We start from the raw sequence: 25,154 nt of genomic DNA, 5'->3' as shown, positions 1-25,154 counted from the left end.
CTTTAGCTGTTTCTCGCCCAGGCGAGAGGCACACTTTTTTCAGGCGCGATGCGCCTGCATGCAGACTAAAAGAGGCTAGACCCCAGTGGCATTGACGATTCTTGGCCTGTCCGGCGCCCTTAGCCATGATCCTTCCGCAGCCCTGTATATCGACGGCAAGCTGATTGCGGCCGCCGAAGAAGAGCGCTTCGTACGCGACAAACATGCAAAGAACCGCATGCCCTACGAGTCGGCGAAGTTCTGCCTGGAGCAGGCTGGCATCAAGCCTTCGGACGTTGACGTGGTGGCGATCCCGTTCGCCCCGATCAGCCTGTTCGGCGAGGCGCGCTGGCACTACGCCAAGCGTTACTGGTACGCCCCGGACCGCGCCCTCGACGCGATCTTGATGGGCAACCGTCGTTACAAACGCTATCGCAACAAGATCGTCTGGTGCCTGGAGCAACTGGGCTTCGATCCTAAGAAAATCAAGATCGAACCGGTTGAACACCACCTGGCTCACGCTTCCAGCGCCTACCACTGCTCGGGCTTCCAGGAAAAAACCGCGATCCTGGGCATCGATGGCAAGGGCGAGTACGCCACCACCTTCTTCGGCTACGGCGAAAACGGCAAGATCCACAAGATCAAGGAATTCTACGATCCGGACTCCCTCGGCGGCCTGTACGGCGCAATCACCGAGTTCCTCGGTTTCGAGATGCTCGACGGTGAGTTCAAGGTCATGGGCATGGCGCCGTACGGCGATGCCAGCAAGTACGATTTCTCGCGCCTGGCCTCCTTTGAAAACGGCGAGCTGGTGATCAACACCGACTACGCCAATGTCATCGGCCTGCGCCGCTACAAAGAGAAGGGCAAGGGTTTCTACTTCTCGCCGAAACTGATCGAGTGGCTGGGGCCGAAACGCGAAGGCGACATCGCCGACGAGCCGTACATCCACTACGCGGCCAGCATGCAGGCGCTGTTCGAGAAACTGGCCTTGCAGATGATCGACCACTACCTGGGCGACATCCTCAAGGACACCGGCAAGCTGGCCTTCGCCGGCGGCTGTGCGCTGAACGTCAAGCTGAACCAGAAGATCATTGCCCGTGACGACGTCAAAGAGCTGTTCGTACAGCCGGCTTCCGGCGATGCCGGCACCGCCGTCGGTGCGGCGGCCTACGTGTCCCATGCTCGTGGTGTACCGGTCGAGAAGATGGAACACGTCTACCTCGGCCCGTCCTACAGCAACGAAGACGTGATTGCCGCGTGCGCCAAGCACGAGAGCAAGCCGAACTGGCGCAAGATCGAGAACATGCCTAAGCGCATTGCCAAGATCATGGTCGACGGCAATCCGGTAGCCTGGTTCCAGGGCCGCATGGAGTTTGGCCCGCGTGCGTTGGGCGGTCGTTCGATCATCGGTTGCCCAAGTGCAACCGGCGTGGCGGATCGCATCAACCACCAGATCAAGTTCCGCGAGCGCTGGAGGCCTTTCTGCCCGTCGATGCTCGACACCGTGGCCCCACAGATGATCAAGGTCGATCACCCGGCGCCGTTCATGACCTTCACTTTTGAAGTCGCCGAAGAGTGGAAGACCCGTGTACCGGAAGTGGTGCACGAAGACGGTACTTCCCGTGCCCAGGTGCTCAAGCGCGAATACAACCCGCGCTACTACGACATGATGAAAGAGCTGGAAGTGCTGACCGGTAACGGCGTGTCCCTGAACACCTCGCTCAACCGTCGTGGCGAAGCGATGATCTGCTCGCCGACCGACGCGCTGAACATGTTCTTCGGCTCGGACCTGCAGTACCTGATCATGGAAGACATCCTGGTGGTCAAGGACGGCGTGGACCCTTATGACGCCGTGGTTTAAATGCTGAACCGCTTCCAGGGCTGGCGTGAACGTGGCTGGGCGCCTGTCGAGGCCGAGGTTTACGCCCAGGCCTGGCAGCGTTACGGCGGCAGCGTGGCGACCCATCCCCAGGTGATCGAGCGGCTGGCCGGCCTGGCGCAGATACCCGTGCGCTACCTGGGCTGGGAGCAAGGGGGTGAGTTCAAGGGGGCGATCGCCACCTGGGGGCGCGACCTGGCGCTGTCCAAGGACGTGCTCAAGCGCAGCGGCAAGAAAGGCCTGTTTGACCTGGGCAACGCCGAGATCATCCTGCCGATTGCCGCCGATGCGCAGGTACCGTTACGGCACCGTGCGCGCTACCTCTCGGCGCTGAACGAGGGGCGCGTGAGCACCCTCAAGCCTCAGGCCGAGCAATTGGCCATGGCGCGTACGCCCGAAGACCTGTCGAAGAAGTTTCGCTATAACCAGCGGCGTGAACTGCGCCTGTTGGAAGAGGCGGGCGGCGTGGTACGGGCGGTCAGTGAGTTTTCCAGCGTAGAACTGGCGGCGATTTATTGCGACCTGTTCCAGCGTCGTTGGGGCTTCCCGGCGGCGGGCGCGGCGCGTCTGGCCGAGGTGCTGGAGTTGCTCAAGGAATTCCTGTTCGGCTCGGTGCTGTTTCTGAACGACGCGCCGATTGCAGTGCAATTGGTGTATCAGGTGCAGTCCAACGAGTGGTTCAGCGCCGAGTATGTCAACGGCGGCGTCGACCCTGAAACCCGTGCATTCAGCCCTGGCAGTGTGCTGAGTTTCCTCAATACCCAAAGTGCCTGGGAACAGGCGCGGGCGGCGAACAAGTCACTGCGCTTCTCCTTCGGGCGTTCCGACCGTGAATACAAGGAGCGCTGGTGCAACCCGGTGCCGGTGTTCAGCGTATGAGCCGCAAACAGCAACTGCTCAAGCGCCATCGGCGTAACAAACGTATTGCGCTGCTGATCGGCGTGCTGGTGTTGGTCGCGACCGGCGTACTGGTTGCCTGGTGGTTGCCGCTGATCCTTGCGGTGCTGTTGTGGGCCGCCCATGAGGCCTGGTTTGCCGATCACCTGTTTTACTCGCCCAAAGACAGCTATGAGTACGCGTTCCCGGCCGGCAGCGAACAACCCGGCTTGCGCCTGGAGGCGGGCCGACTGTTGCTGGATGCGCCGTTGGCGGCGGAGGAAACCCTGATCGTCGGCATTGAGTTGAAAAGTACCTGGCTGGGGCGTTTCTTCGACCCTGCGGTAGACCTGTCGGGCCTGGCAAGCCCGGACCGGCAAACCTTCGAACGCGGCGTCGCTGGGCGGCGTTATCTGAACCTGACCGGCGCCGCCGAAGACTTGGCGGCGGGCAAGCTCCACTTGCGCGGGCGTTTTTGCCGGATCAAGGGGCAGCCGACGCTGTGGCGCTTTCGCCAGCCCGACTATCGCCAGCAACGTGTGATGGTGATCGCGCCCCATGCCGACGATGCCGAGCTGGCTGCGTTCAGCCTTTACAGCCAGGCGACTGAAAGCTGGATCGTCACGCTGACCGCCGGTGAAATCGAAGCCGAGCATTATCAGCACATGGGCCTGCCCAAGGCTGAAGCTGCGCGCCTCAAGGGCCGTTTGCGCGCCTGGGACAGCGTCGCCGTGCCCCGCTGGGCGGGCGTGCCCGAGGCGCAGTGCGTGCAATTGGGCTACTTTTGCATGCAGTTGCAAGCCATGCAGGTCGCGCCGGATCAGCCTCAAGCCTCGCGCGAAGCCGATTTGGCCGATACGCGGCTGTTTCGCCAGTTCAATGGTTTTGCCCTGCCTGGCGATGCTGATGGCGCGCCGACTTGGCACAACCTGATCGCCGATCTGCGGGCGCTGCTGCTCAAGGCGCGGCCCCAGGTCATCGTGTTGCCCACGCCGTTGCTGGACCCCCACGCCGACCATATCTGCGCCCATGCGGCAGTGCTGGAAGCCTTGCAGGGCCTGGCGTGGCAGCCCGACACATTGCTCGGCTACGCCAATCACCTGCATGATAACGACCGTTGGCCCATGGGCGATTCCGGCGCTGGCGTAGCATTGCCGCCGCGTTTCGATGGCGCTGTGGAGCTGGTGCCGTGCAGTTTCGCCCTCGCCTTGAGCCAGCAGCAGGACAAGGCCATGGCCTTGGGCATGATGCACGACCTGCAGCCGCCAGCGCCGTTCAAGCGTCGAGTGCGTAGGTGGTTGCAGCAACTGCTGGCGGGCCGTAGTCCATCGCCCTATGGCGAGAACGAATTCTTTCGCAAGGCCGTGCGCCGCCACGAGCTGTTGTGGGTCCTGAAGCAGGACTGAGAGCCGATTGAAGGCGGGCCGTTATGCGCCTGCCGCCCTTTTTACCGGGCTGCGTGCCCGTAGCCAGATCGCTGCATGGAGAGTTATGAAGCCTCGTTTCAAGGTTTTGCAGTTACAGCCGGACTACAACGTCAAGACCCATGACTTCGCGGACTTGGGTGAGCAAATCGTCAAATCCCTGCCGGCTGAGCGTTTCGAGGTGACCTCCGGATTTCTCAGTGGGCGCCCGCTGCCCGGCCAGCCCCTGAGCGTGGCCGAGCACTCCCACTATTTCGAGCTGCCGGAGAAGTCTCTCAAGGGTATTCGCTTTGGCGCCATGTGGCAGATCTACAAATACTGCCGTGAGCAGAAGTTCGACGTGGTCATCTGTAACCGGTTCAAGTCGGTGAACATGATGCTGTCGCTCAACCGCTGGTTGAAGATCCCGCTGTGCATCGGCATCTCCCACGGCTTTGGCGAGTACGCCCGTGGTTACCGTCGACGTCAGACCCAGCGCTGGGTCAGCCCGGCGTGGCGCTTTGTCGGTGTGTCCGAAGCGGTCAAGGACTACCTGGTAGACCTCAACTGCGGTTTCACCCGTGAGAACACCACCTACGTCACCAACGCGATCGACATTCCCCAGGCAGAGGCTTTGCAGCTGTCCCGTGAAGACGCACGCAAGGCCTTGGGCCTGCCCATGGATGCACGGATGATTGGTGCCCTGGGCCGCCTCGTGCCGATCAAGGGTCATACCCATCTGCTGCAAGCCTTCGCCACGCTCAAGGACAAATACCCTGAGGCGCAGGTGGGCATCATTGGTTCCGGCCGTGCCGAAGCCGACCTGCGCGCCGACATCGAGCGCCTGGGCCTGACCGGCCGTGCGCACTTGCTGGGTTTTCGCGAAGACGGCATGAAGTACGTGCGTGGCTTCGATATCTGGACCATGCCGTCGCTGTTCGAAGGTCTGGGCCTGGCCTTGCTGGAAGGCATGAGCGGCCATCTGCCGGTGATTGCCTCCAACGGCCCGGCGATGCTGCCGCTGGTGCAGGGCGCGGGCGGCTTGTCCCACGACCCGGGCAATGTCGAACAACTGGCTGCGGCCCTGGATACTTACCTGGCCTTGAGCGATGAACAATTGCGCGCCAAGGGGGAGGGGGTGTTCCGCTATCTGGAGGCCAATCACACCCTCGACGAGTTCAAGCACAAGTACCTGACCCTGATTGAAACCGGTTTGCGTGAAGTAGGTAGAGCATGAATCAGCCACAACCCCTGGTCTCTGTGATCATCGCTTCCTACAACCATGGTCAGTACATCGAGCAAAGTATTCTCAGTGTGCTGGGGCAGACCTACCCCAATATCGAGCTGTTGGTGGTCGACGACGGCTCCAAGGATGACAGCGTCGAACGCATCCAGCGCTTGCAGGCCGAGCACGGCTTTGATTTCCAGGTGCAGCAGAATCAAGGGCTCAGCGCCACCTTGAACGGTGCGATTGCTCGCGCCAAGGGCAGCCTGATCGCACCGTTCGGCTCGGATGACATCATGTTGCCGGACCGTATTGCCACCCAGGTGGCGTATATGGACGGCAAGCCGAAGGTGGGCATGTGTGCTGGCAATATCGAGCTGATCGACGGGGATGGCAACCTGCACCCGGAGAAGAAACAGCGTCGCGACGTGCCGTTTCGCTGTCTGGATTTCGACGACCTGTTCCTGGACCGCAAGCCGTTTCCACCGGCGCCGACCATGCTGATACGTCGCGAAGTGCTGGAGGAGGTCGGTGGTTTCGACCCACAGATTCCCCTGGAAGACTTGCTGATCCAACTGAAGATCACGGCGGCGGGCTATACCATCGACGCCCTTGACGTGGTGATGGCCAAGTATCGCCAGCACGCTAACAACACGTACAAGAACCACCGCTACATGATCCAGAACATCCTCAAGACCTACGCGAAGTTCAGCGAGCACCCGGCCTATGACGCGGTTCGCTACAACTTCCTGAACTCGATGTTCCTCAAGACCGCCGACCGCGACCGCCCGTTGGCGCGGGAGATTCTCAAGCAGATCCCTATGAAGTTCTGGGGGCGCAAGACCTTGCGGGGGCTGGTGCGGTTGTATCTGGCGCCGCTCAAGAAGAGCTGAACCGGCACCGCACCCTGTAGGAGCGAGCAAGCTCGCTCCTACAGGTGTTTACAGGCTTTGGACCTGCTCGCGGATTTTCGCAGTGGCGGTTGGGCTTGCCACCGAGGCGTAACCTTTGAGCAGTTGTTCGAAGTGCGTTTCGAACAGCCAGCTGCGGTCCTGCGGATAACGCTGCATGTGGCGCAGGTTACGTTGGCGCAAGGCGTGACGCAGTGAAGACGGGTAGATGCGCAGGTCAGCCACGTCGATCAGGGCAAACTCACCGTCGTCCATCAACAACACGTTACCCAGGTGCAGCGAGCGGAAGTACACGCCGCGCTCGTGCAGTTGCGCCATGAACCGGCCAAAGCGCTCCACCAGTGACTCACGCAGACTGCTGTCCAGGCTTTGCAGCGCTTGGCGCAACGTCAGGCCGGGCAGTGGTGTGTAGGTCACGGCGCTGCTGGCATCGCTGAGGCGATAGAGCCCAAGGATGTGCGGCGTGGGAATGCCCAGGGTGCGCAGTTGCTCGCTGTTGCTGGCAAAGCGCTCGGAGTACGGGTTGAAACTGCCGGAGGTGTACCAGCGGCGTGGGCGGAACAGTTTGAGGAAACTGCCGTCCTCCAGGCGCAGGACTTTGGGCCCCAGGCCATCGGCTTCAATCACGTGGGCGTTGCTGCACAGCTGTTCAAACGCCGCGGGCTTGAGGTTCTGCACCTTCATGCGCAGCAGGCTGCGGTGGCGTTGGGCGAGGCTCAGGCCAGTGATAATTGCCAGGGGAATCCACAGCAGGAACCAGTGTTCCTTGGGGCGCGACAATATGCCGCCGCCTTCGGTCAGGCCTGCGCCGATGCCGTAAGCCAGCAGCGACGATGCCAGAATGAACAGCGGCTGTGCACGTTGCTGCAGGCCTTTATACAAGCCCCAGCCGAGCATGAAGGCCCACGGGATGAAACCGATGATGCCGACGTAATAGAGCACGCCGAGTGCGAAGCTGTGGGGTTCGCGCAGTTGATAGCCTTCTGCCAGGGTCAGGTACAGCTCGGAGTCGTAGCTATGTCCGATCCAGGGGTGCTCGGCGATAAGCTGCAATGAAATACTCCACAGCTCGAGCCGAAATGAGGTGCCCCGCTCGGTGATCAATTCAGGGTAAAACAGTAGTAGCGCGACAGCTCCTAGGAACATCCCACTGAGTAGCAATGCCGCACGGCGGTTACGGCTGACAAAACTCATCCAAAGTATGGCCAGCGTCAGCGCCACCAGCGGCGTGCGTGAGCCGGTCGCCAGCACCGCAGCGGTCATGATCGCCAGGGACGGTACGCTGAACCACAGCACGTTGAGACGCTGGGTGGTCATGCAGACGTATAGCCAGTACACCGTGAAAAAGCCAAACAGGTGCGAGCTGAGCAGCGGGTTGTCGAGGGCGCCCAGACCACCGATCATGCGCATGCCAGGTTGATAGCCCTTGGCGAACGCCACCAGATTACCCAGGCTCACCACCAGCGCAATCACCGCAGCGCTGAAGAAGATCGGTTTGAACAATTCGTTGCGGTAATGCAGCAACAGCCCGCAGCCACCAAACAGCATGAAGGTATTCAGCGGTCGCTTGAACAGGTCGGTATCGGAACTGGGCGCGGGGCTCCAGAGCAGACTGGTCAACGCCCAGGCGGAGAACGCCAGGAACGCGATCGCCAGGGGTTCGCGCAGCAGGTCCTTGAACTCCCGAGGACGCATGCACAACAGAAACAAGGTCGGTACGCTGAACAGGATGTAGACAATTCGGTGCAGTACATTGCGATTGCCGACAAAGAACAGTGCACTCAGGAGCAGCAACAAGCCAACAGGCAAAATCCATAGGACCAGGAAGTCGAAAACGCGATTTGAGCCATAGGTAAGGCGCTTGGAGTGCATACAGTAAAGCCATTCCAGAAAGAGAAAGCCGACCATCTTAAGCTAGTGGCTAAGTAATGTCGCCGGTAGGATCCAACCGGGCCGCGGCTTACGCCGGGTGCAAGTACAACAGAGAAGCTGTGCTAAAGTCAGCCTCCTTTTTCAAAACGCCGCGTGATATGACCGACTCCAGTCCGAGCGCAAGCCCTTCGAGCTTGAAAATATACTTCCGCCTGCTCAGTTACGTTAAGCCCTATATGGGCTTGTTCGCGTTGAGTATCCTTGGATTTCTGATTTTCGCGTCGACCCAACCGATGCTGGGTTACATCCTCAAGTACTTTGTCGACGGTCTTTCCAATCCGGAAGCTGTGCTGTTCCCGACCGTGCCCTTTTTGCGCGACCTGCAATTGCTGCAGGCGGTGCCGCTGCTGATTATCCTGATCGCGGCCTGGCAGGGCCTGGGTTCATTCCTGGGCAACTACCTGTTGGCCAAGGTCTCCCTGGGTTTGGTCCACGACCTGCGGGTGCAACTGTTCAACAACCTGCTGACGCTGCCCAACCGTTACTTCGATAACCACAACTCCGGGCACCTTATTTCCCGCATTACCTTCAACGTGACCATGGTCACGGGTGCCGCGACCGATGCCATCAAGGTGGTGATTCGCGAAGGCATGACGGTGATCTTCCTGTTCGCTTCCTTGCTGTACATGAACTGGCGCCTCACCTTGGTAATGATCGCGATCCTGCCGTTGATTGCCGTGATGGTCAGTACCGCCAGCAAGAAATTTCGCAAGCAGAGCAAGAAGATCCAGGTGGCCATGGGCGACGTGACCCACGTGGCCTCGGAGACCATCCAGGGCTACCGCGTGGTGCGCAGCTTCGGCGGCGAAGTCTACGAACAGAAGCGCTTTTTCAAGGCCAGCCAGAGCAACACCAACAAGCAACTGCGCATGACCCGCACCGGGGCGATCTACACCCCGGCGCTGCAATTGGTGATCTACTCCGCCATGGCCGTGCTGATGTTCCTGGTGCTGTACCTGCGTGGCGACGCCTCGGCGGGTGACATGGTGGCCTACATCACCCTGGCGGGCTTGCTGCCCAAGCCGATCCGCCAACTTTCGGAAGTCAGCTCGACCATCCAGAAAGGCGTGGCGGGCGCCGAAAGCATCTTCGAACAACTGGACGAAGACGTTGAGGTCGACCACGGCACTCTCGAACGCGACAAGGTCAGCGGTCGTCTGGAAGTGCGTCACCTGAACTTCACCTACCCTGGCACCGATCGCCATGTGCTCAAGGACATCAGCTTCACCGCCGAGCCTGGGCAGATGATTGCGCTGGTGGGGCGTTCGGGCAGTGGCAAGTCGACCCTGGCCAGCCTGATCCCGCGCTTCTACCACCATGAAAGCGGTGAAATTCTGCTCGATGGCATCGAGATCGAAGACTACAAGCTGCTCAACCTGCGCAAGCATATTGCCCAGGTCACCCAGCATGTGACCCTGTTCAGCGACACCGTGACCAACAACATTGCCTATGGCGACCTGGCCGGTGCGCCTCGCGCCGACGTCGAAGCGGCGGCGGCGGATGCCAATGCCAAGGACTTCATCGATCAGTTGCCCAAGGGCTTCGATACTCAGGTGGGTGAGAACGGTGTGCTGTTGTCGGGCGGCCAGCGCCAGCGCCTGGCGATTGCGCGCGCCTTGCTCAAGAATGCGCCGCTGCTGATTCTCGACGAGGCCACCTCCGCTCTCGACACCGAGTCCGAGCGGCATATTCAGGCGGCACTCGATAAGGTCATGCAAGGCCGCACGACTCTGGTGATCGCACACCGGCTGTCCACCATCGAGAAGGCTGACCTGATTCTGGTGATGGACGACGGGCGGATTGTCGAACGTGGTACCCATGGCGAGTTGTTGGCGCAGAACGGCTATTACGCCCGCCTGCATGCCATGGGCCTGGATGCACCGGTGCAGGCTGATATCACCTGATCCACCCGGCATCACGGGGTAAATGAAATGTAGGAGCGAGCTTGCTCGCTCCTACAGAGAGCAAATCCCCTCCCACATTTGCCCTGCGGCGGTCGCAAGCCATCGCAAACCCTGTGCTAATATCGCGCCCCTGTTCATTTTGTATGTGGGTTGCTCCATGAAGTTGTCCATGCCGCGATTCAATCAAGCCGCTGTCTTGGTGGTCGGCGATGTCATGCTCGACCGTTACTGGCATGGTGGTACCTCACGGATTTCCCCTGAGGCTCCGGTACCGGTCGTCAAGGTCGAGCAAATCGAAGACCGCCCAGGTGGCGCTGCCAACGTCGCGCTCAATATTGCCGCCCTCGGCGCCCCGGCCTCCCTGGTGGGGGTGACCGGCGACGACGAAGCGGCCGAAAGCCTGGCCAACAGCCTGCAGGGCGCCGGCGTGCGTGCGTTGTTTCAGCGCATCGCCTATCAGCCGACCATCGTCAAGCTGCGGGTCATGAGCCGTCATCAGCAGTTGCTGCGTATCGATTTTGAAGAACCCTTCGCCACCGACGCCCTGGCCCTTGGCGACCAGGTCGAGGCACTGCTCGAAGGTATCAAGGTGCTGGTGTTGTCCGACTACGGCAAAGGCGCCTTGCAGAATCACCAGGTGTTGATCCAGGCCGCCAAGGCCCGCAACATTCCGGTGCTGGCCGATCCCAAGGGCAAGGACTTTTCGGTTTACCGAGGCGCCAGCCTGCTCACGCCCAACCTCAGTGAGTTCGAGACCATCGTCGGCGGTTGCGCTGATGAGCACGAACTGGTGAGCAAGGGCGCGGCGCTGATGGCCGATCTCGACTTGGGCGCCTTGCTGGTGACCCGTGGCGAGCACGGCATGACCCTGCTGCGTCCGGGCCATCCGGCGATGCACCTGCCAGCGCGTGCCCGTGAAGTGTTCGACGTCACCGGCGCCGGTGATACCGTGATTTCTACCCTGGCAGCCTCCATTGCTGCCGGTGAAGAACTGCCCCACGCCGTGGCCCTGGCCAACCTGGCGGCGGGCATTGTGGTGGGCAAGCTGGGTACCGCCGCCATCAGCGCACCGGAGTTGCGCCGTGCGATTCAGCGCTCGGAAGGCTCGGAGCGCGGTGTGCTAGGCTTGGAGCAATTGCTGCTGGCGATTGACGATGCCCGGGCTCACAACGAAAGCATTGTGTTCACCAACGGTTGCTTTGACATCCTGCACGCCGGGCATGTGACGTACCTGGAGCAGGCGAGTGCCCAAGGCGACCGTTTGATCGTCGCGGTCAACGATGACGCGTCGGTCAGCCGCTTGAAAGGCCCTGGCCGCCCGATCAACAGCGTTGACCGGCGCATGGCGGTACTCGCGGGCCTGGGTGCGGTGGACTGGGTGATCAGCTTCTCTGAAGGCACGCCGGAAAACCTGTTGGCCCAGGTCAAGCCCGACGTGCTGGTCAAGGGCGGTGACTACAGCGTCGACCAAGTGGTCGGTGCGGACATCGTCAGTGCCTACGGTGGCACGGTCAAAGTGCTGGGGTTGGTTGAAAACAGCTCCACCACCGCGATTGTCGAGAAGATCCGCAACAACGAGTGATACCCCGTGGGGCGAGCCTGCTCGCCCCTAGCTTTTCTTCGGCACGATCTTGCGCAGCATCTGCCGCGCCTTGCCGGTCAAGCGCTTGAGCTTGGAGTCTTTTTCCGGCTCTGCCAGGCCCTGCTGCCTGAGCCAGTCCTTCCAGCGAATGCGCTCATCGCGCACCAGCCAGCCTTCTTGCTGGGCAAAACTTTCCGCCAGATACAGGCCGCGCGTGCTGGCCGGGTACAGCTGATCCTTCTTGACGGTATACAACTCTGCAAGCGGCTCGCCGTCTTTGAGCGGCATCAAGTACAGGTCCGGACGCTGACGATCCAGGCGTGCCACCAGTTGGTCGCCCTCCAAACGCTCATCCACATGAAACAAACTGAGGGACTTGGCCTCCTTCGGCACTTCCAGGCGCAGGTCATAAATCAATTGCAGCGAGGCGGTCGGCAGGTGCACGTAGGCCCGTGGGCGCTCGATCAGTTGCATGGTGGCGCAGCGTACCGGGCGTGCGGCGCCGGACAAGGGGCTGAGCCGAAACGGTAGGGCTTCGCGGTAATGCAGGGCGGCGGAGTAGGGCGCCGGCAGCCAGGTGTCGTTGAAGCGCCCGCCGAGCCAGCCTTCGGGTGTTTCGAGCAGGCACTCTTCGGCAATTTCCTGGATGGCGGTGTGCAGCGGCAGGTTCAGTTCATGGGCCGGGACGTAGCCGGAGATCAGCTTGAGCACCACGTCGCCACGGTCCTGGCGGCGTTGGCGCACCAGCACCCAGTAGTCCTTGTTTTGCCAGTGCAGGGTCAGGCGTACCGAGACGCCGAGGTTCGCCAGTTCCAGGGCGAAGCGTTCGGCATCTGGTACCTCGACCGGCTTGCGCCGTTGCAGGGTCTGGGCGAAGTTGAGCGGCATGCCGACGCTCTGGTAGCTCAGGCCTTCGGGGGTGGCTTCGACGTGCAGCGGCAGTGTCTTGAAGTTGCTGGGGTTCTTTCTTATGAGCGTACGCGGCATGTCGGCTCCTTCTTGCGACGGGGTCGGCCGCGTGGGCGGCATCAGAGTTGACGAATGACCCGGGCAGCAGTTGCTACGTTATGGGCCAGGTGCAGCGGATTAATGGTCCCGACAATAGCACTGGCGACGCCCGTTTGCGCGAACAACAAGGTGAAACTGGCCTGAATTGGATCCATTCCCGGTTCCAGGCATACGTGGCCGCTGGCCAGCGCCTTTTTCACCAGGATGCCCTTGCCTTGGGCGGCCGCATAGTCGATCACGGCCTTCTCAGCCTGTTCGTTGAGGTTGTAGGTGACCATCGCGCAGTCGCCCTGTTCCAGCGCTTTCACGCCGCCCTCGACGGTTTTGCCGGAGAAGCCGAAACCGCGAATCTTGCCGTCTTTCTTCAACTGCGCCAGGGTCTGGTAAACCTCGCAATCGTTGAGGATATGCAAGTCGTTGCCGTCGGAGTGCACCAGCACCAGGTCGATAAAATCCGTTTCAAGTCGTTTCAGACTGCGTTCGATCGACATCCGCGTATGGGCCGCGCTGAAATCGTGATGGGACACGCCATTGGCAAACTCTTCGCCAACCTTGCTGACGATGACCCAGTCCTTGCGCTGGTCACGCAGCAGCGGCCCCAGGCGCTCTTCGCTCATGCCATAGGCCGGTGCGGTGTCGATCAGGTTGATGCCCAGTTCGCGGGCCTGGCGCAACAGCATGCGGGCCTCGTCGTCGCCAGGGATCTGAAAGCCGTTGGGGTATTTCACCCCTTGGTCGCGGCCCAACTTGACGGTGCCCAGGCCCAGGGGCGACACCATCAGGCCGGTGCTGCCCAGGGGGCGATGCAGGTCGTGCAGGGTTGGCAGGCTCATGGCAACAGGTGCTCCCAGACGGGTTGGCCGATTGCCGGTGCTGGCAGCTCGGGCAGCGGGGTATTGGCGCCTGGGCGGATGCCGTCGCGCTCCAGAGCGTGCAGTACGCGGTCGGCGAAGTCCGGCGCCAGGGCCAGTTTGGTGGGCCAGCCGACCAGCAGGCGGCCGTCTTCGGCAAGGAACGCGTTATCGGGACGGCTCAGCCCCGATTGCAGCGGCTCGGCGCGATCCACCCGCAGGGTGGCCCACTGGGTCTGGCTCATGTCGATCCAGGGCAGCAGTTGCGCCAGCTCTTTCTGCGCGGTGGCGATCTGTTCTTGCGGCGTACGCGCCACGCCGTCAGCCTCGGCGATATCACCGCCCATGTACCACACCCAGTTGCCATCCGCGGCCGGGTGGGTGGTCACGGTAATCCGTGGCTTGGTGCCGCCGCCCAGGCAGTGGGCGTACAGCGGCTTGAGGCCGGGGCCTTTGGCGATGATCATGTGCAGCGGGCGTTTTTGCATGGCCGGCTGGCTATGGCCCAGGGCGGCGAGCAAGTCTGCCGTGCCGCCGCCAGCGCTCAGGACTATGCGCTGGGCGCGGATCTCACGGCCATCGACTTTCAAGCCCACCAGGGTGTCGCCCTCCAGCAACGGTTCGATGTGCACACCTGCGAGCAGACTGTCACCGGCCAGTTGCGCCAAGCGATTGATCAGGCTGGGCACGTCCACCACCAGCTCGGCCAGGCGGTAGACCTTGCCTTTGAAGCGACGGTCCTGCAGCGCCAGGGGCAGTTCGTCGCCCTTGACCTGATCGACGCGGCCACGCACGGCCTTGCTGGCGAAAAAGCTGGTGAGGTTGCCGGCAATCGTCCCGGGCGACCACAAGTAATGTGCCTGGGACAGCACGCGCACACCGGACAGGTCCAGCTCGCCGTTGCCGGCCAGGGCTTCACGCCAGCGGCGCGGCATATCGGCAATGGCTTCGGAGGCGCCGGTGAGGGCGCCATGCAGGGCGTATTTCGCACCGCCGTGGATGATGCCCTGGGACTTCAGGCTTTGCCCGCCGCCCAGGGTGGCGCTTTCCACCAGTACCGTGGAAAACCCCTGGCCGCGCAGGCGCGCATTGAGCCAGAGGCCGGCAACCCCGGCGCCGACAATCAGAACGTCGGTGGAAATAACGGATGGCATCGGCGACCTCAGTGTTCAAGACAAGAGGCGCAGTATACAGGCTGTTGAGTGGCGGTCAGTGTCCGGCGGTTTTCGAGAACAGCTGAATCACCACCACGCCCAGCACAATCAGGCCCATCCCCAGCATCGCCGGCACATCCAACTTCTGCCCGTAGATGAACAGCGCCGCGATGCTGACCATGACGATGCCCATCCCGGCCCATACCGCGTATGCCACGCCGACCGGCACGGTGCGCACCACCAGAGTCAGCATCCAGAACGCCACGCCGTAACCGACGATCACCAGCAACAACGGAATAGGGGTGCTCCAGCCTTTGATGGCTTTCATGGAAACGGTGGCGATCACTTCCGAGCAGATGGCGATGGCCAAGTAGTAGTAGGCGGCATTCATGGGGCAATCCTCGAGGTGATGCGCATTTGATAAGGTCGGCATTCTAGAGGTTCGCCAGATGGGGTAAAGTCATTACCTATCTGGAATTGAGATGGGTTGAGCCATGAGCGTGCAATGGGATCTGGAGCAGATGCGCCTGTTTGTCAGCGTCGCCGAGCAGCGCTCGTTTTCTGCCGTGGCGCGTGGGCAGCGCAAGGCGCAATCGGCGGTCAGCAGTGGTATTGCCCTGCTGGAGGCTGACTTGGGCGTTGTCCTGTTCGAACGTAGCAGCGGCCGGCAACCGCGCCTGACCGAGGCCGGCAGTGTGTTGTTGGAGGAAGCGCGTGAGGTGCTGCGCCAGTGTGAGCGCCTCACGGGCCGGGCGTTGTCGTTGACCCGCGGCGAGGAAGCCTGCCTGCGCCTGGCTCAGGATGAGGCGATGTTGTTCCAGCCTGTGCTCGACAGCCTGGAGGCGCTGGCCGTGCACTACCCGCTGCTGGAGGTGCAGTTGTCCAGCGCGGCCCAGGGCGATGTGGCGCGCAAGCTGGTGGAGCGCAAGGCGGACCTGGGGCTGTTGTTCTATCACGACCAGATTCCCGAAGCCCTGGAGCGAAGGGTGGTGGGCAGCGTGGAAATGGTCACGGTGTGCGGAGTCAATCACCCGTTGGCCAAGGAGCAGTACGTGACGTGCCAACACCTGGCCCAGTTTCGGCAGTTGCTGATGTCGACCCAGACCAGCGTCTACCCCGGCAGCGAGGCGGCCAGCCCCCTGGTGTGGCGCGCCGACAGCTTCTACGTATTGGCCGAATGGCTGATGAGTGGCCTGGGCTGGGCCTGGCTGCCTCGGCATATCGTGCAATACCCGACCTACCAGCAACAGATGGTCGAATTGGCCAGCGAGTGGACCCCGCCCGCCCTGGTGGTGGAACTGGTGTGGCGCCGCGACGAGCACCTTGGGCCTGCCGCGCGCTTCCTGGCCAAACGTTTTGCCGAGTGCTTGCAGGCGATCGACTGAAAAAGCCGATAAACTCCGCCGCCATGAATAGAACTCTCTACAGCTGTCTGTTTTACCTGGCGCTGCCGTTGGTGGCTTTACGCTTGTGGTTGCGTGCGCGCAAAGCGCCGGCCTATGCCAAGCGGGTGGGCGAGCGGTTTTCCTATGGCTTTCCGGTGATGCGGCCCGGCGGGATCTGGGTGCACGCGGTGTCGGTCGGCGAAAGCATTGCCGCCGCCCCGATGGTTCGCGGCTTGTTGGAGCGTTATCCACAGCTGCCGATTACCGTCACCTGCATGACGCCCACCGGTTCCGAGCGGATCCAGGCGTTGTTCGCCAACGAACCGCGCATCCAGCACTGCTATTTGCCGTACGACTTACCGTGCGCCGCCAAGCGTTTTCTCGACCGCGTGCAGCCTACGCTGGCGGTGATCATGGAAACCGAGCTGTGGCCCAACCATATCCACGCCTGTGCCCAGCGCGGTATCCCGGTGGCGCTGGCCAATGCACGGTTGTCGGCGCGTTCGGCCAAGGGGTACGCGCGATTTGCCAAGCTGACGGCGCCGATGCTGGCAGAAATGAGCCTGTTCGCCGTACAGACCGAGACCGAGGCCGAACGCTTGCGCAGCCTGGGTGCACGTCCTGAAACCGTGGAAGTGACCGGCTCGATCAAGTTCGACCTGAGCATCGACCCGCAGTTGACGGCCCGCGCCGCTGCCCTGCGTGAACAATGGGGCGCCAGCGAGCGTCCGGTCTGGATCGCCGCCAGTACCCACGAAGGTGAAGACGACGTGGTGCTGGCCGCTCATCGCCAGTTGCTGGCGAACTATCCCAATGCACTGCTGATTCTGGTGCCCCGTCATCAGGAGCGCTTTGGCCCTACGTTTGAGCGCTGCGTGCAGCAAGGGTTTGCCACCGTGCGTCGCTCCAGCGGCGAGCCGGTTACCGAGCACACCTCGGTGCTGCTCGGCGACACCATGGGCGAATTGCTGTTTCTTTACGCCCTGGCCGACAGCGCATTCGTCGGCGGCAGCCTGGTGCCGACCGGCGGGCACAACCCGCTGGAACCGGCGGCGCTGGGTAAACCGGTGATCATGGGCCCGCATGTCTTCAATTTCCTCGACATCACCGCGATGATGCGCGACGCCGGGGCGTTGCGAGAGGTGGACGATGCCGATGGGCTGGCCGAAGCGGTGCGACAGTTGTTTGAGTTGCCCCAGGACGCACGCAAGATGGCGCAGGCGGGGCTCAAGGTGATGCAGGCCAATCAGGGCGCGCTCAAGCGTTTACTGGACGGTTTGGACAAACTGATCAAACACTGACAACACCAACCCAATGTGGGAGCTGGCTTGCCTGCGATAGCATCACCTCGGTGTACCTGATGTACCGAGGTGTCTGCATCGCAGGCAAGCCAGCTCCCACATTTTAATAGCCGGGGCGGGCCTTGAGCTGTTCGGCAGCGGCTTTGGCCAGGTCCGGCGGCAGGAAGTCTTTGTCCGGGTTGTAGTCAGCCTTGAGATAGCGCGCCAGATCTTGCAAATCCCCCGGGTTGAGCGTGCCGGCCGCCTGCTTCAAGCGCAGGTTGTCGAGGATGTAATCGTAGCGGCTGTTGTTGTAGTTGCGCACCGACGCGTACAGCTGGCGCTGTGAGTCCAGCACGTCGACGATGTTGCGCGTACCCACCTGATAGCCGATTTCCGTGGCTTCCACCGCGCTCTGGTTGGAGATGATCGACTGGCGGCGCGCTTGCACCTGCTCCACATCGGTGTTGACTGCACGGTGCAGGTTGCGGGTGTTTTCCACCACTTGGCGGCGCAGGCCTTCACGTTGTTGCTCGGTCTGGTCGAGGCGCGAATAGGATTCGCGCACTTGCGAGCTGGTGAGGCCGCCGCTATAGATCGGGATGTTCAAGCGCAGGCCGACGGTGCGTTGCGACACATCGCCACCGTACGGGATGGGCAACTGATTCGGGTTGCTGAAACCCAGGGCGTCGTTGTCGCCTTTTTCGTATTGCGCAACCGCATCGAGGGTCGGCAAGTGGCCGGCCTTGCGCTGCCGAAGGGTTTCTTCGGCGGCGGTTACCGCGTAATTGCTGGCGAGCAGGTTGAGGTTCTGGCGCCCGGCAGTTTCGACCCAGGCCTTGGCGTCGTTCGGCGCCGGCGGCAGCACCGGCAGCGTATGAACGATGCCCTGGATCGAATTGTATTGGCGGTTGGTCAGGGTGATCAGCGCTTCGAAAGCGTCGTCCACCTGGCGCTGGGCCAGGATGCGGTTGGCCCGGGCAGTGTCGTAGCTGGCCTGGGATTGCAGCACATCGGTCTTGTCCGACAGGCCCACATCGAAGCGTTCGTTGGACTGGTCGAGCTGGCGCTTGAAGGCATTTTCTTCGGCTTTGGTCGACGCCAGGTTGTCCTGGGCACGCAGCACGGCGAAGTAGCTCTCGGCACTTTGCAAAATCAGGTTCTGCTCGGAGGCCGACAGTTGCAGCGAGGCTTGCTCGTTGACCGCTTGGGCGGCTTGCAGCTGGAACCAGCGGTCGGCGCGAAACAGCGGCTGGCTCAGGGTGGCGCGCCAGGAGTGGGCGTCACGGTTGGCCGTGGCGGCCGGTTGATCGATCTGGGTGCGCACGTTATTGCTGTCGGCACCGGCCGACAGATTCGGCAGCAAACCTGCGCGGGCCTGGGGCACCACTTCTTTTTGCGCGCCGTACTGCGCACGGGCAGCGGCCAGGTCGGCGTTGTTGTGCGCCGCTTCCTGATAGACGCTGACCAGGTCGGTGTTGGCGGACAAGGGCGCTTCAGCTGCCCAGACCAGTCCGTTGGTCGCACAAGACACGGCAACAGCCAGTGAGAGTTTGCGCAGCATGAGGCGATCCCTAATTTTAATATTACGACTATAATTTAGCGCTCAAGGCTAAGGCTGGCCATTCCTGGCGTCAAGCCTTGAAGCAGTGCCCGAGTGTAGTGGCCGGACCTGCGCACAACAATCCCACGATCGCGCCATTCATCACGCTGAATGCACCGCTATTGGCAATTTGCCCACGCCATGGTCTAGACTGGCCGCGTTCTTGTCGGGGTGCCTTGTTGGAAGGCTGAGATCGGTAAATACCGGATCCCGTTGAACCTGATCAGGTTAGCGCCTGCGTAGGGAACAAGATTTCTCGTCACCCGGCGAGTCCTCTTGTGCTTCGTCCGGGATGTTGTTCGACAATCGAACAGCCCTCGTGCGCCAAGCACAGCACTGGTTACAGTGCGTCCGTCCGTCACAGGTTCGCTCCGACAAAAATCCACCGCCTGGATAAGTTGGAGAGCCCGTGATGAGTACAAAACTAAAAAATACCGTGCACCTGAGTGAATCGGCCAAGGTCGACTCCGGCTCCGTGCAGCCGTTTACCCGCTCGCAAAAAATCTACGTGCAGGGCTCCCGCCCGGATATTCGCGTGCCGATGCGCGAGATCAGCCTGGACGTCACGCCTACCGATTTCGGCGGCGAAATCAACGCGCCGGTTACCGTCTACGACACCTCAGGCCCCTACACCGACCCGAATGTGATTATCGACGTGCGCAAAGGCCTGGCCGACGTGCGCTCGCCGTGGATCGAAGTACGCGACGACACCGAGCGCCTGCCCGGTCTCACATCGCACTTCGGCCAGCAGCGCTTGAGCGACGCCGAACTGACTGCCCTGCGTTTTGCCCATGTAAAGAACCCGCGCCGCGCCAAGGCCGGTGCCAACGTCACGCAAATGCATTACGCGCGCAAAGGCATCATCACGGCCGAGATGGAATACGTCGCCATCCGCGAAAACATGAAGCTTGAAGAAGCCCGTGCCAGTGGCTTGCTGGATCAGCAGCACGCCGGCCACAGCTTCGGCGCCAGCGTGCCGAAAATCATCACGCCTGAATTCGTACGCGAAGAAATCGCCCGGGGCCGCGCGATCATCCCGGCCAACATCAACCACACCGAGCTGGAACCGATGATCATCGGCCGTAACTTCCTGGTGAAGATCAACGGCAACATTGGCAACAGCGCCCTGGGTTCGTCCATCGAAGAGGAAGTGGCGAAGCTCACCTGGGGCATTCGCTGGGGCTCGGACACGGTGATGGACCTGTCCACCGGTAAACACATCCACGAAACCCGCGAGTGGATCATCCGCAACTCGCCAGTGCCAATCGGGACCGTGCCGATCTACCAGGCCCTGGAAAAAGTCGGGGGCGCCGCCGAAGACCTGACCTGGGAGCTGTTCCGCGACACCTTGATCGAACAGGCCGAGCAGGGCGTCGACTACTTCACCATCCACGCTGGGGTATTGCTGCGGTATGTGCCGCTGACTGCCAAGCGCGTGACCGGCATCGTCTCCCGTGGTGGTTCGATCATGGCCAAGTGGTGCCTGGCCCACCACAAAGAGAACTTCACCTACACGCATTTCGACGAAATCTGCGAAATCATGAAGGCCTATGACGTCAGCTTCTCCCTTGGCGATGGCTTGCGCCCGGGTTCGATTGCCGATGCCAACGACGCCGCGCAATTCGGCGAACTGGAAACCCTGGGCGAACTGACCAAGACCGCCTGGAAGCACGACGTGCAAACCATGATCGAAGGCCCCGGCCATGTGCCGATGCAGTTGATCAAGGAGAACATGGACAAGCAACTGGAGTGCTGCGACGAGGCACCGTTCTACACCCTAGGCCCGCTGACCACCGACATTGCGCCCGGCTATGATCACATCACTTCGGGTATCGGCGCGGCAATGATCGGCTGGTTCGGTTGTGCCATGCTCTGCTACGTCACGCCCAAGGAGCACCTGGGCTTGCCGAACAAGGATGACGTGAAGACCGGGATCATTACCTACAAGATCGCGGCCCACGCGGCCGACCTCGCCAAAGGCCACCCCGGCGCGCAGATTCGCGATAACGCCTTGAGCAAGGCGCGCTTCGAGTTCCGCTGGGAAGACCAGTTCAACCTCGGCCTGGACCCGGATACCGCACGTTCATATCACGATGAAACCTTGCCGAAGGATTCGGCCAAGGTCGCGCATTTCTGTTCGATGTGCGGGCCTAAGTTCTGCTCGATGAAAATCACCCAGGAGGTGCGTGAGTACGCGGCCAACCAGCGCATCGATGCGGTGGATGTGGATGTGGCCAAGGGCTTGGCCGAGCAGGCTGAGCGGTTCAAGCAGGAAGGTAGCCAGCTCTACAAAAAGGTCTGATCCATAGGCGGCGGTGCCTGCACCGCCGTCATCGCGGGCAAGCCCGGCTCCCACAGTTGGCCTAAGTGGACACAGATTTTGTGTTCACAGCCGGTCCCCTGTGGGAGTCGGGCTTGCCCGCGATAGCGATCTGACAAACACCCAATCTCCCCCTGCAATAACAACCGATCAGCGGCGTGCCGGCATCAGCTCAGGCTTGATCACGCCGGTGAGGCGCGTATAGGGCAGGGTGATTTCGATCAGCCCCTGTGCGTAAGGGGCGATGGTGCTGACGTTGTACTTGAGCACCACGCCGCCGCTGGTCAGGGCCACGTTCGGGGTTTTCTGAAACGGCCAGCTCTTCACGAACTCCGGATCGCGATCCATCTTGGTGCTGATCAACCAGCTGTTGTGGGCAACTTTAGCGGTATTCCAGAACGCCTGCTCCTGGCCGGGCAGCAGCATGTCGGCCAGGGTCAGTTCCTTATGCAGAATCCGTGAATAGTTGATAAACCCGCGGCCTGGCTCGCCGTGGGCGACGCCGGTGTCCAGGTAGCTGGACACTTCAACGATCACCAGTCCGTCATGCTGGTCACGTACCTTGGCTTGCAAGTACATGCCGTGGCGGTCAGGCGACTCACGCAGGAAGGTGTTCCGGTAGGCGGTCAGGCTCGCCGGTACGCTGGCGCCAGGCGTGGTGCGGGTCATTTGCAGCAAACGCTGTTCCACCAGGCTGTCGAGTTGTGGCTCGGTGGGGAAATGCACGGTGTCGATGTTCACCAGCGGGCAGGCCGGGCTATCACAGCCGGGCTTGATCTGCTCCGATTTGTCGGTAGTAACGTCCAGCGGCTTGAGATAGGCAGGTTGGAACAGGCTCTGGCAAGCACCCAGGGTCAAGGCAATACAGGCCATGGAGGCGATTTTTAAAAGCGACATGTGTGTCCTTCGTAAATCGATGGAAAGCGAAAAGAGTAGCGCTTGGACTGCCAACGTGGCCGCCAGTTCGCCACTAAACTGATTGCAGTGAGTTTGACGCTCGCCGCCTCTCCCGGCAACCGCAAAGGGGCTGCATCAACGGGCGTCGGCGCGTTAGGATGGCGCCCATTGCACGAGCTTAACGAGGGACACCATGACGGACATCGCGAAGTCGACGCCGAACAAAATCGAGATTGTTCAGCGTGACAATGCCTATAAAGGCTTCTACAAGCTCGATCGCGTGCAACTGCGCCACGAAAAATTCGACGGCGGCATGAGCCGGGTGATCAACCGCGAGGTGTTCGTGCGTCATGACGCCGTATGCGTGCTGCCCTACGACCCGCTGCGCGATGAGGTGGTGCTGATCGAACAGTTCCGCGTCGGCGCCATGGGCCGCGCCGATAACCCCTGGCTGGTGGAGATGGTCGCCGGCCTGATTGACAAGGATGAGCAACCCGAGGAGGTTGCACACCGCGAGGCCGAGGAGGAAGCTGGGCTGACATTCTCCGCGCTGTGGCCGATCACCAAGTATTTTCCATCGCCGGGCGGCAGCACCGAATTTGTCCACCTGTACCTGGGCCGTTGCGACAGCTCGGGCGCGGGTGGCGTCCATGGATTGGAAGAAGAAGCAGAAGATATCCGCGTCACCGCCTGGGCCTTCGAAGATGCCTTGCAGGCAGTGCGCGATGGCAAGATTTCCAACGCAGCCAGCATTATCGCCCTGCAATGGCTTGCGCTTAATCGCGCGGAAGTGAGGGGGTTATGGCAGTAAAGGCACGGGAACGTTATCGAGTAGACCTGATCGGGCTGCAAGCGGCCTGCGAGGCCAACTATGCGCGGCTGATGCGCCTGCTCCCGGACATGCGCCACGCCCCCCAGGCGCGGCGCATTGCTGTCACCCATGGCGACCAGATGCTCGGCGTGCTGACCCTGGAAGTCATTCTCACCTGCCCGTACACCACCACCCTGCGGGTGCGCCAGGAACACAGCCTGCCGTGGTTGCCGGTGCCGCAACTGGAAGTACAGGTCTACCACGACGCCCGTATGGCCGAAGTGATCAGCGCCGAGCATGCGCGACGCTTTCGCAGCATCTATCCTTACCCGAATGTGTTCATGCACCAGCCCGATGAGAAAGCACAGCTCAATGTGTTCCTCGGTGAATGGCTCAGCCACTGCCTGGCCTTGGGCCATGAGTTTGAAGTGGTGCGGTAGAGGTGAACTGCGTCTGCTTCCTTGGGTTTCCTCTTTGTGTCCTGCCCCAGCATAATCGCGCCAAATGTCCATTCCTGTAGTTGCCAGGGAGAGCGCCTTGCCGAGCGTATCCGCCGTGAATCCTGATGCCGTGTTGCTGGTGCAGTTGTCCGACAGCCATCTGTTTGCCGACGCTGACGCCACGCTGCTGGGCATGAACACCCGTGAAAGCCTGCAGCGGGTGGTCGAGCTGGTGCGTGCGCAACAGCCGGCCATCGACCTGATACTGGCGACCGGCGACTTGTCCCAGGACGGCACGCTGGCGTCCTATCAACAGTTTCGCGATTTGACCGCTCCCCTTGGCGCCCCGGCGCGCTGGATTCCCGGCAACCACGACGAACCGCAGGTCATGGCCCAGGCTGCCATGCACAGTGATTTGCTCGAACCGGTGGTGGATATCGGCAACTGGCGTATCACCCTGCTGGATTCGGCGGTACCCGGGTCGGTGCCGGGTTACTTGCAAGACGAGCAACTGCAACGGCTGGCGCAGGCCTTGAGCGAAGCGCCGGATCGCCATCACCTGGTGTGTTTCCACCATCATCCGGTGCCCATCGGCTGTGCATGGATGGAGCCGATTGGCCTGCGCAACCCCGAGGCTCTGTTTGCCGTGCTTGAGCGCTTCCCGCAGACCAAGGCATTGCTTTGGGGCCATGTGCATCAGGAAATCGACGGCGAGCGCAACGGTGTGCGACTGCTGGCTTCGCCGTCCACCTGTATCCAGTTTGCGCCGGGAAGTGAGGATTTCCAGGTCAGCGAGCAAGCGCCGGGTTATCGCTGGTTGCGCTTGCATGGCGACGGACGGTTGGAAACGGGGGTGGAGCGGGTCAAAGGCTTCGCTTTTACGGTCGATTACGGCAGCAACGGCTATTAAGGCCTGCAAACACTGATCAAAAGGTGGGAGCTGGCTTGCCTGCCATGACGGTGTACCTGGCGCTGACTCGTTGACTCAATCGCCGCCATCGCAGGCAAGCCAGCTCCCACATTGGGTCCGCTTCTGCCTGCATTCCCTGTAAACTGCGCCTCTTTGGCCCCAGCACGGAGAGCCCGGCATGTCCGCTTCGATCCTGTATATCCACGGCTTCAACAGTGCGCCGGCTTCCAATAAGGCCAGCCAGTTGACCACCGTGATGGGCACCCTCGGCCTGTCCGACCAGTTACGCGTACCGGCGCTGCATCACCACCCTCGTCAGGCAATTCTTCAATTGGAGCAAGCGATTGCGCAACTGGGCCGGCCACTGCTGGTCGGCAGCTCACTCGGCGGCTACTATGCAACCCATCTTGCCGAACGCCATGGCCTCAAGGCGTTGCTGGTCAACCCGGCGGTCAGTCCCCATCGGATGTTCGACGGTTACCTGGGCACCCAGAAGAACCTCTACACCGATGAGACCTGGGAGTTGACACAGGACCACGTCACGGCCTTGGCCGAGCTGGAAGTACCGGCGCCCCAGGATGCCGCGCGTTATCAGGTGTGGTTGCAGACCGGGGACGAAACCCTGGATTATCGCCTGGCCCAACAGTATTACCGGGCCTGCGCCTTGCGCATCCAGGCCGGTGGCGACCATGGTTACCAGGGGTTCGCCCAGCAATTGCCGGCACTGTTGTGCTTTGCCGGCATTGGCGCAGATCAGTTTCAATCCTTCGATTTTTCGTCACTGTAGAAAATCGCAGGTCA

21 protein-coding genes and 1 riboswitch are annotated in these 25,154 nt (G+C 61.5%); of the genes, 14 read left to right on the top strand and 7 right to left on the bottom strand.

All coding sequences use genetic code 11. The annotated features are described in order from the left end of the window. Positions 1–85 precede the first annotated feature (85 nt). The 5 genes from AC4PS6_RS15260 (at position 86) to AC4PS6_RS15240 (ending at position 6,258) form a co-directional block, all read left to right on the top strand. The gene (locus AC4PS6_RS15260; RefSeq protein ID WP_014716634.1) at positions 86–1,843 is read left to right on the top strand and encodes a carbamoyltransferase family protein; all 1,758 of its coding nucleotides are present in this window, start codon (positions 86–88) and stop codon (positions 1,841–1,843) included. Continuing rightward, the gene (locus tag AC4PS6_RS15255) at positions 1,844–2,740 is read left to right on the top strand and encodes a GNAT family N-acetyltransferase (protein ID WP_014716635.1); all 897 of its coding nucleotides are present in this window, start codon (positions 1,844–1,846) and stop codon (positions 2,738–2,740) included. It abuts the gene before it with no gap. After that, the gene (locus tag AC4PS6_RS15250; protein WP_060767938.1) at positions 2,737–4,143 is read left to right on the top strand and encodes a PIG-L family deacetylase; all 1,407 of its coding nucleotides are present in this window, start codon (positions 2,737–2,739) and stop codon (positions 4,141–4,143) included. Before AC4PS6_RS15255 ends, AC4PS6_RS15250 begins: the two co-directional genes overlap by 4 nt. Before the next feature lie 85 nt (positions 4,144–4,228). Then, entirely contained in the window at positions 4,229–5,377 is a 1,149-nt protein-coding gene (locus AC4PS6_RS15245; protein ID WP_020301644.1) for a glycosyltransferase family 4 protein, read from the top strand. Next, complete coding sequence (locus tag AC4PS6_RS15240) at positions 5,374–6,258, top strand: glycosyltransferase (RefSeq protein ID WP_019818309.1); 885 nt, start codon at positions 5,374–5,376, stop codon at positions 6,256–6,258. Before AC4PS6_RS15245 ends, AC4PS6_RS15240 begins: the two co-directional genes overlap by 4 nt. Positions 6,259–6,306: 48 nt before the next feature. On the opposite strand, the gene AC4PS6_RS15235 is transcribed toward AC4PS6_RS15240, so the two are convergent. After that, complete coding sequence (locus AC4PS6_RS15235) at positions 6,307–8,148, bottom strand: bifunctional O-antigen ligase/aminoglycoside phosphotransferase family protein (RefSeq protein ID WP_020301643.1); 1,842 nt, start codon at positions 8,146–8,148, stop codon at positions 6,307–6,309. Between the two features lie 158 nt (positions 8,149–8,306). Here AC4PS6_RS15235 and msbA point away from each other — a divergent pair, with 158 nt between their 5' ends. Both msbA and hldE read left to right on the top strand, forming a co-directional pair. Further along, positions 8,307–10,112: a lipid A export permease/ATP-binding protein MsbA gene (gene msbA / locus AC4PS6_RS15230; protein ID WP_014716640.1), complete on the top strand. Its 1,806-nt coding sequence runs from the start codon at positions 8,307–8,309 to the stop codon at positions 10,110–10,112. Between the two features lie 157 nt (positions 10,113–10,269). Then, complete coding sequence (gene hldE, locus AC4PS6_RS15225) at positions 10,270–11,694, top strand: bifunctional D-glycero-beta-D-manno-heptose-7-phosphate kinase/D-glycero-beta-D-manno-heptose 1-phosphate adenylyltransferase HldE (RefSeq protein ID WP_014716641.1); 1,425 nt, start codon at positions 10,270–10,272, stop codon at positions 11,692–11,694. A gap of 27 nt (positions 11,695–11,721) precedes the next feature. On the opposite strand, the gene AC4PS6_RS15220 is transcribed toward hldE, so the two are convergent. The 4 genes from AC4PS6_RS15220 to AC4PS6_RS15205 are packed head-to-tail and all read right to left on the bottom strand — an operon-like array spanning position 11,722 to position 15,098. Further along, positions 11,722–12,681 carry a hypothetical protein gene (locus AC4PS6_RS15220; RefSeq protein WP_003188010.1) on the bottom strand — a complete coding sequence of 320 codons (960 nt, stop codon included), beginning with the start codon at positions 12,679–12,681 and terminating at the stop codon, positions 11,722–11,724. 41 nt (positions 12,682–12,722) lie between these two features. Then, on the bottom strand, positions 12,723–13,535 hold the full coding sequence (locus AC4PS6_RS15215) for an aldo/keto reductase (RefSeq protein ID WP_336826785.1): 813 nt from the start codon (positions 13,533–13,535) through the stop codon (positions 12,723–12,725). Further along, positions 13,532–14,707 (bottom strand): NAD(P)/FAD-dependent oxidoreductase, encoded by a 1,176-nt coding sequence (locus AC4PS6_RS15210; protein ID WP_072434851.1) that lies wholly within the window; start codon positions 14,705–14,707, stop codon positions 13,532–13,534. The genes AC4PS6_RS15215 and AC4PS6_RS15210 overlap by 4 nt, the downstream gene beginning before the upstream one ends. A gap of 55 nt (positions 14,708–14,762) precedes the next feature. After that, positions 14,763–15,098: a DMT family transporter gene (locus AC4PS6_RS15205; protein ID WP_003188013.1), complete on the bottom strand. Its 336-nt coding sequence runs from the start codon at positions 15,096–15,098 to the stop codon at positions 14,763–14,765. A gap of 103 nt (positions 15,099–15,201) precedes the next feature. Between AC4PS6_RS15205 and AC4PS6_RS15200 the strand changes: the two genes are divergently transcribed. Next, positions 15,202–16,092 carry a LysR family transcriptional regulator gene (locus AC4PS6_RS15200; protein WP_014716644.1) on the top strand — a complete coding sequence of 297 codons (891 nt, stop codon included), beginning with the start codon at positions 15,202–15,204 and terminating at the stop codon, positions 16,090–16,092. 23 nt (positions 16,093–16,115) lie between these two features. Beyond that, complete coding sequence (waaA, locus tag AC4PS6_RS15195; RefSeq protein WP_014716645.1) at positions 16,116–17,393, top strand: lipid IV(A) 3-deoxy-D-manno-octulosonic acid transferase; 1,278 nt, start codon at positions 16,116–16,118, stop codon at positions 17,391–17,393. 103 nt (positions 17,394–17,496) lie between these two features. On the opposite strand, the gene AC4PS6_RS15190 is transcribed toward waaA, so the two are convergent. After that, complete coding sequence (locus tag AC4PS6_RS15190; RefSeq protein ID WP_014716646.1) at positions 17,497–18,936, bottom strand: TolC family outer membrane protein; 1,440 nt, start codon at positions 18,934–18,936, stop codon at positions 17,497–17,499. A gap of 196 nt (positions 18,937–19,132) precedes the next feature. Further along, a riboswitch (TPP riboswitch) is annotated at positions 19,133–19,238 on the top strand. A 149-nt stretch (positions 19,239–19,387) separates the two neighbouring features. Here AC4PS6_RS15190 and thiC point away from each other — a divergent pair. Next, positions 19,388–21,277 carry a phosphomethylpyrimidine synthase ThiC gene (gene thiC, locus AC4PS6_RS15185; protein WP_014716647.1) on the top strand — a complete coding sequence of 630 codons (1,890 nt, stop codon included), beginning with the start codon at positions 19,388–19,390 and terminating at the stop codon, positions 21,275–21,277. A 168-nt stretch (positions 21,278–21,445) separates the two neighbouring features. On the opposite strand, the gene AC4PS6_RS15180 is transcribed toward thiC, so the two are convergent. After that, positions 21,446–22,192: an RsiV family protein gene (locus tag AC4PS6_RS15180; protein ID WP_072434853.1), complete on the bottom strand. Its 747-nt coding sequence runs from the start codon at positions 22,190–22,192 to the stop codon at positions 21,446–21,448. Positions 22,193–22,385: 193 nt separating this feature from the next. Between AC4PS6_RS15180 and AC4PS6_RS15175 the strand changes: the two genes are divergently transcribed. The 4 genes from AC4PS6_RS15175 (at position 22,386) to AC4PS6_RS15160 (ending at position 25,140) form a co-directional block, all read left to right on the top strand. Beyond that, positions 22,386–23,003: an NUDIX domain-containing protein gene (locus AC4PS6_RS15175; protein WP_032893869.1), complete on the top strand. Its 618-nt coding sequence runs from the start codon at positions 22,386–22,388 to the stop codon at positions 23,001–23,003. Continuing rightward, positions 22,994–23,443, top strand: coding sequence for a DUF1249 domain-containing protein (locus AC4PS6_RS15170; RefSeq protein WP_003188022.1), 450 nt, complete (start codon positions 22,994–22,996; stop codon positions 23,441–23,443). Before AC4PS6_RS15175 ends, AC4PS6_RS15170 begins: the two co-directional genes overlap by 10 nt. Before the next feature lie 97 nt (positions 23,444–23,540). Further along, entirely contained in the window at positions 23,541–24,353 is an 813-nt protein-coding gene (cpdA, locus tag AC4PS6_RS15165; RefSeq protein ID WP_014716650.1) for a 3',5'-cyclic-AMP phosphodiesterase, read from the top strand. A gap of 178 nt (positions 24,354–24,531) precedes the next feature. Next, the gene (locus tag AC4PS6_RS15160) at positions 24,532–25,140 is read left to right on the top strand and encodes a YqiA/YcfP family alpha/beta fold hydrolase (RefSeq protein ID WP_014716651.1); all 609 of its coding nucleotides are present in this window, start codon (positions 24,532–24,534) and stop codon (positions 25,138–25,140) included. Positions 25,141–25,154 lie beyond the last annotated feature (14 nt).

The organism is Pseudomonas sp. DW-iso17 (assembly GCF_058725345.1).
The sequence above is the reverse complement of the archived record's forward strand: the minus strand, read 5'-3'. Positions and strand labels throughout refer to the sequence as shown.

Coding starts and splice junctions, on each gene's coding strand:
- AC4PS6_RS15255 (WP_014716635.1), top strand. CDS start 1,844: ATGCTGAACCGCTTCCAGGGCTGGCGTGAACGTGGCTGGGCGCCTGTC.
- AC4PS6_RS15250 (WP_060767938.1), top strand. CDS start 2,737: ATGAGCCGCAAACAGCAACTGCTCAAGCGCCATCGGCGTAACAAACGT.
- AC4PS6_RS15245 (WP_020301644.1), top strand. CDS start 4,229: ATGAAGCCTCGTTTCAAGGTTTTGCAGTTACAGCCGGACTACAACGTC.
- AC4PS6_RS15240 (WP_019818309.1), top strand. CDS start 5,374: ATGAATCAGCCACAACCCCTGGTCTCTGTGATCATCGCTTCCTACAAC.
- AC4PS6_RS15235 (WP_020301643.1), bottom strand. CDS start 8,148: ATGCACTCCAAGCGCCTTACCTATGGCTCAAATCGCGTTTTCGACTTC.
- msbA (WP_014716640.1), top strand. CDS start 8,307: ATGACCGACTCCAGTCCGAGCGCAAGCCCTTCGAGCTTGAAAATATAC.
- hldE (WP_014716641.1), top strand. CDS start 10,270: ATGAAGTTGTCCATGCCGCGATTCAATCAAGCCGCTGTCTTGGTGGTC.
- AC4PS6_RS15220 (WP_003188010.1), bottom strand. CDS start 12,681: ATGCCGCGTACGCTCATAAGAAAGAACCCCAGCAACTTCAAGACACTG.
- AC4PS6_RS15215 (WP_336826785.1), bottom strand. CDS start 13,535: ATGAGCCTGCCAACCCTGCACGACCTGCATCGCCCCCTGGGCAGCACC.
- AC4PS6_RS15210 (WP_072434851.1), bottom strand. CDS start 14,707: ATGCCATCCGTTATTTCCACCGACGTTCTGATTGTCGGCGCCGGGGTT.
- AC4PS6_RS15205 (WP_003188013.1), bottom strand. CDS start 15,098: ATGAATGCCGCCTACTACTACTTGGCCATCGCCATCTGCTCGGAAGTG.
- AC4PS6_RS15200 (WP_014716644.1), top strand. CDS start 15,202: ATGAGCGTGCAATGGGATCTGGAGCAGATGCGCCTGTTTGTCAGCGTC.
- waaA (WP_014716645.1), top strand. CDS start 16,116: ATGAATAGAACTCTCTACAGCTGTCTGTTTTACCTGGCGCTGCCGTTG.
- AC4PS6_RS15190 (WP_014716646.1), bottom strand. CDS start 18,936: ATGCTGCGCAAACTCTCACTGGCTGTTGCCGTGTCTTGTGCGACCAAC.
- thiC (WP_014716647.1), top strand. CDS start 19,388: ATGAGTACAAAACTAAAAAATACCGTGCACCTGAGTGAATCGGCCAAG.
- AC4PS6_RS15180 (WP_072434853.1), bottom strand. CDS start 22,192: ATGTCGCTTTTAAAAATCGCCTCCATGGCCTGTATTGCCTTGACCCTG.
- AC4PS6_RS15175 (WP_032893869.1), top strand. CDS start 22,386: ATGACGGACATCGCGAAGTCGACGCCGAACAAAATCGAGATTGTTCAG.
- AC4PS6_RS15170 (WP_003188022.1), top strand. CDS start 22,994: ATGGCAGTAAAGGCACGGGAACGTTATCGAGTAGACCTGATCGGGCTG.
- AC4PS6_RS15160 (WP_014716651.1), top strand. CDS start 24,532: ATGTCCGCTTCGATCCTGTATATCCACGGCTTCAACAGTGCGCCGGCT.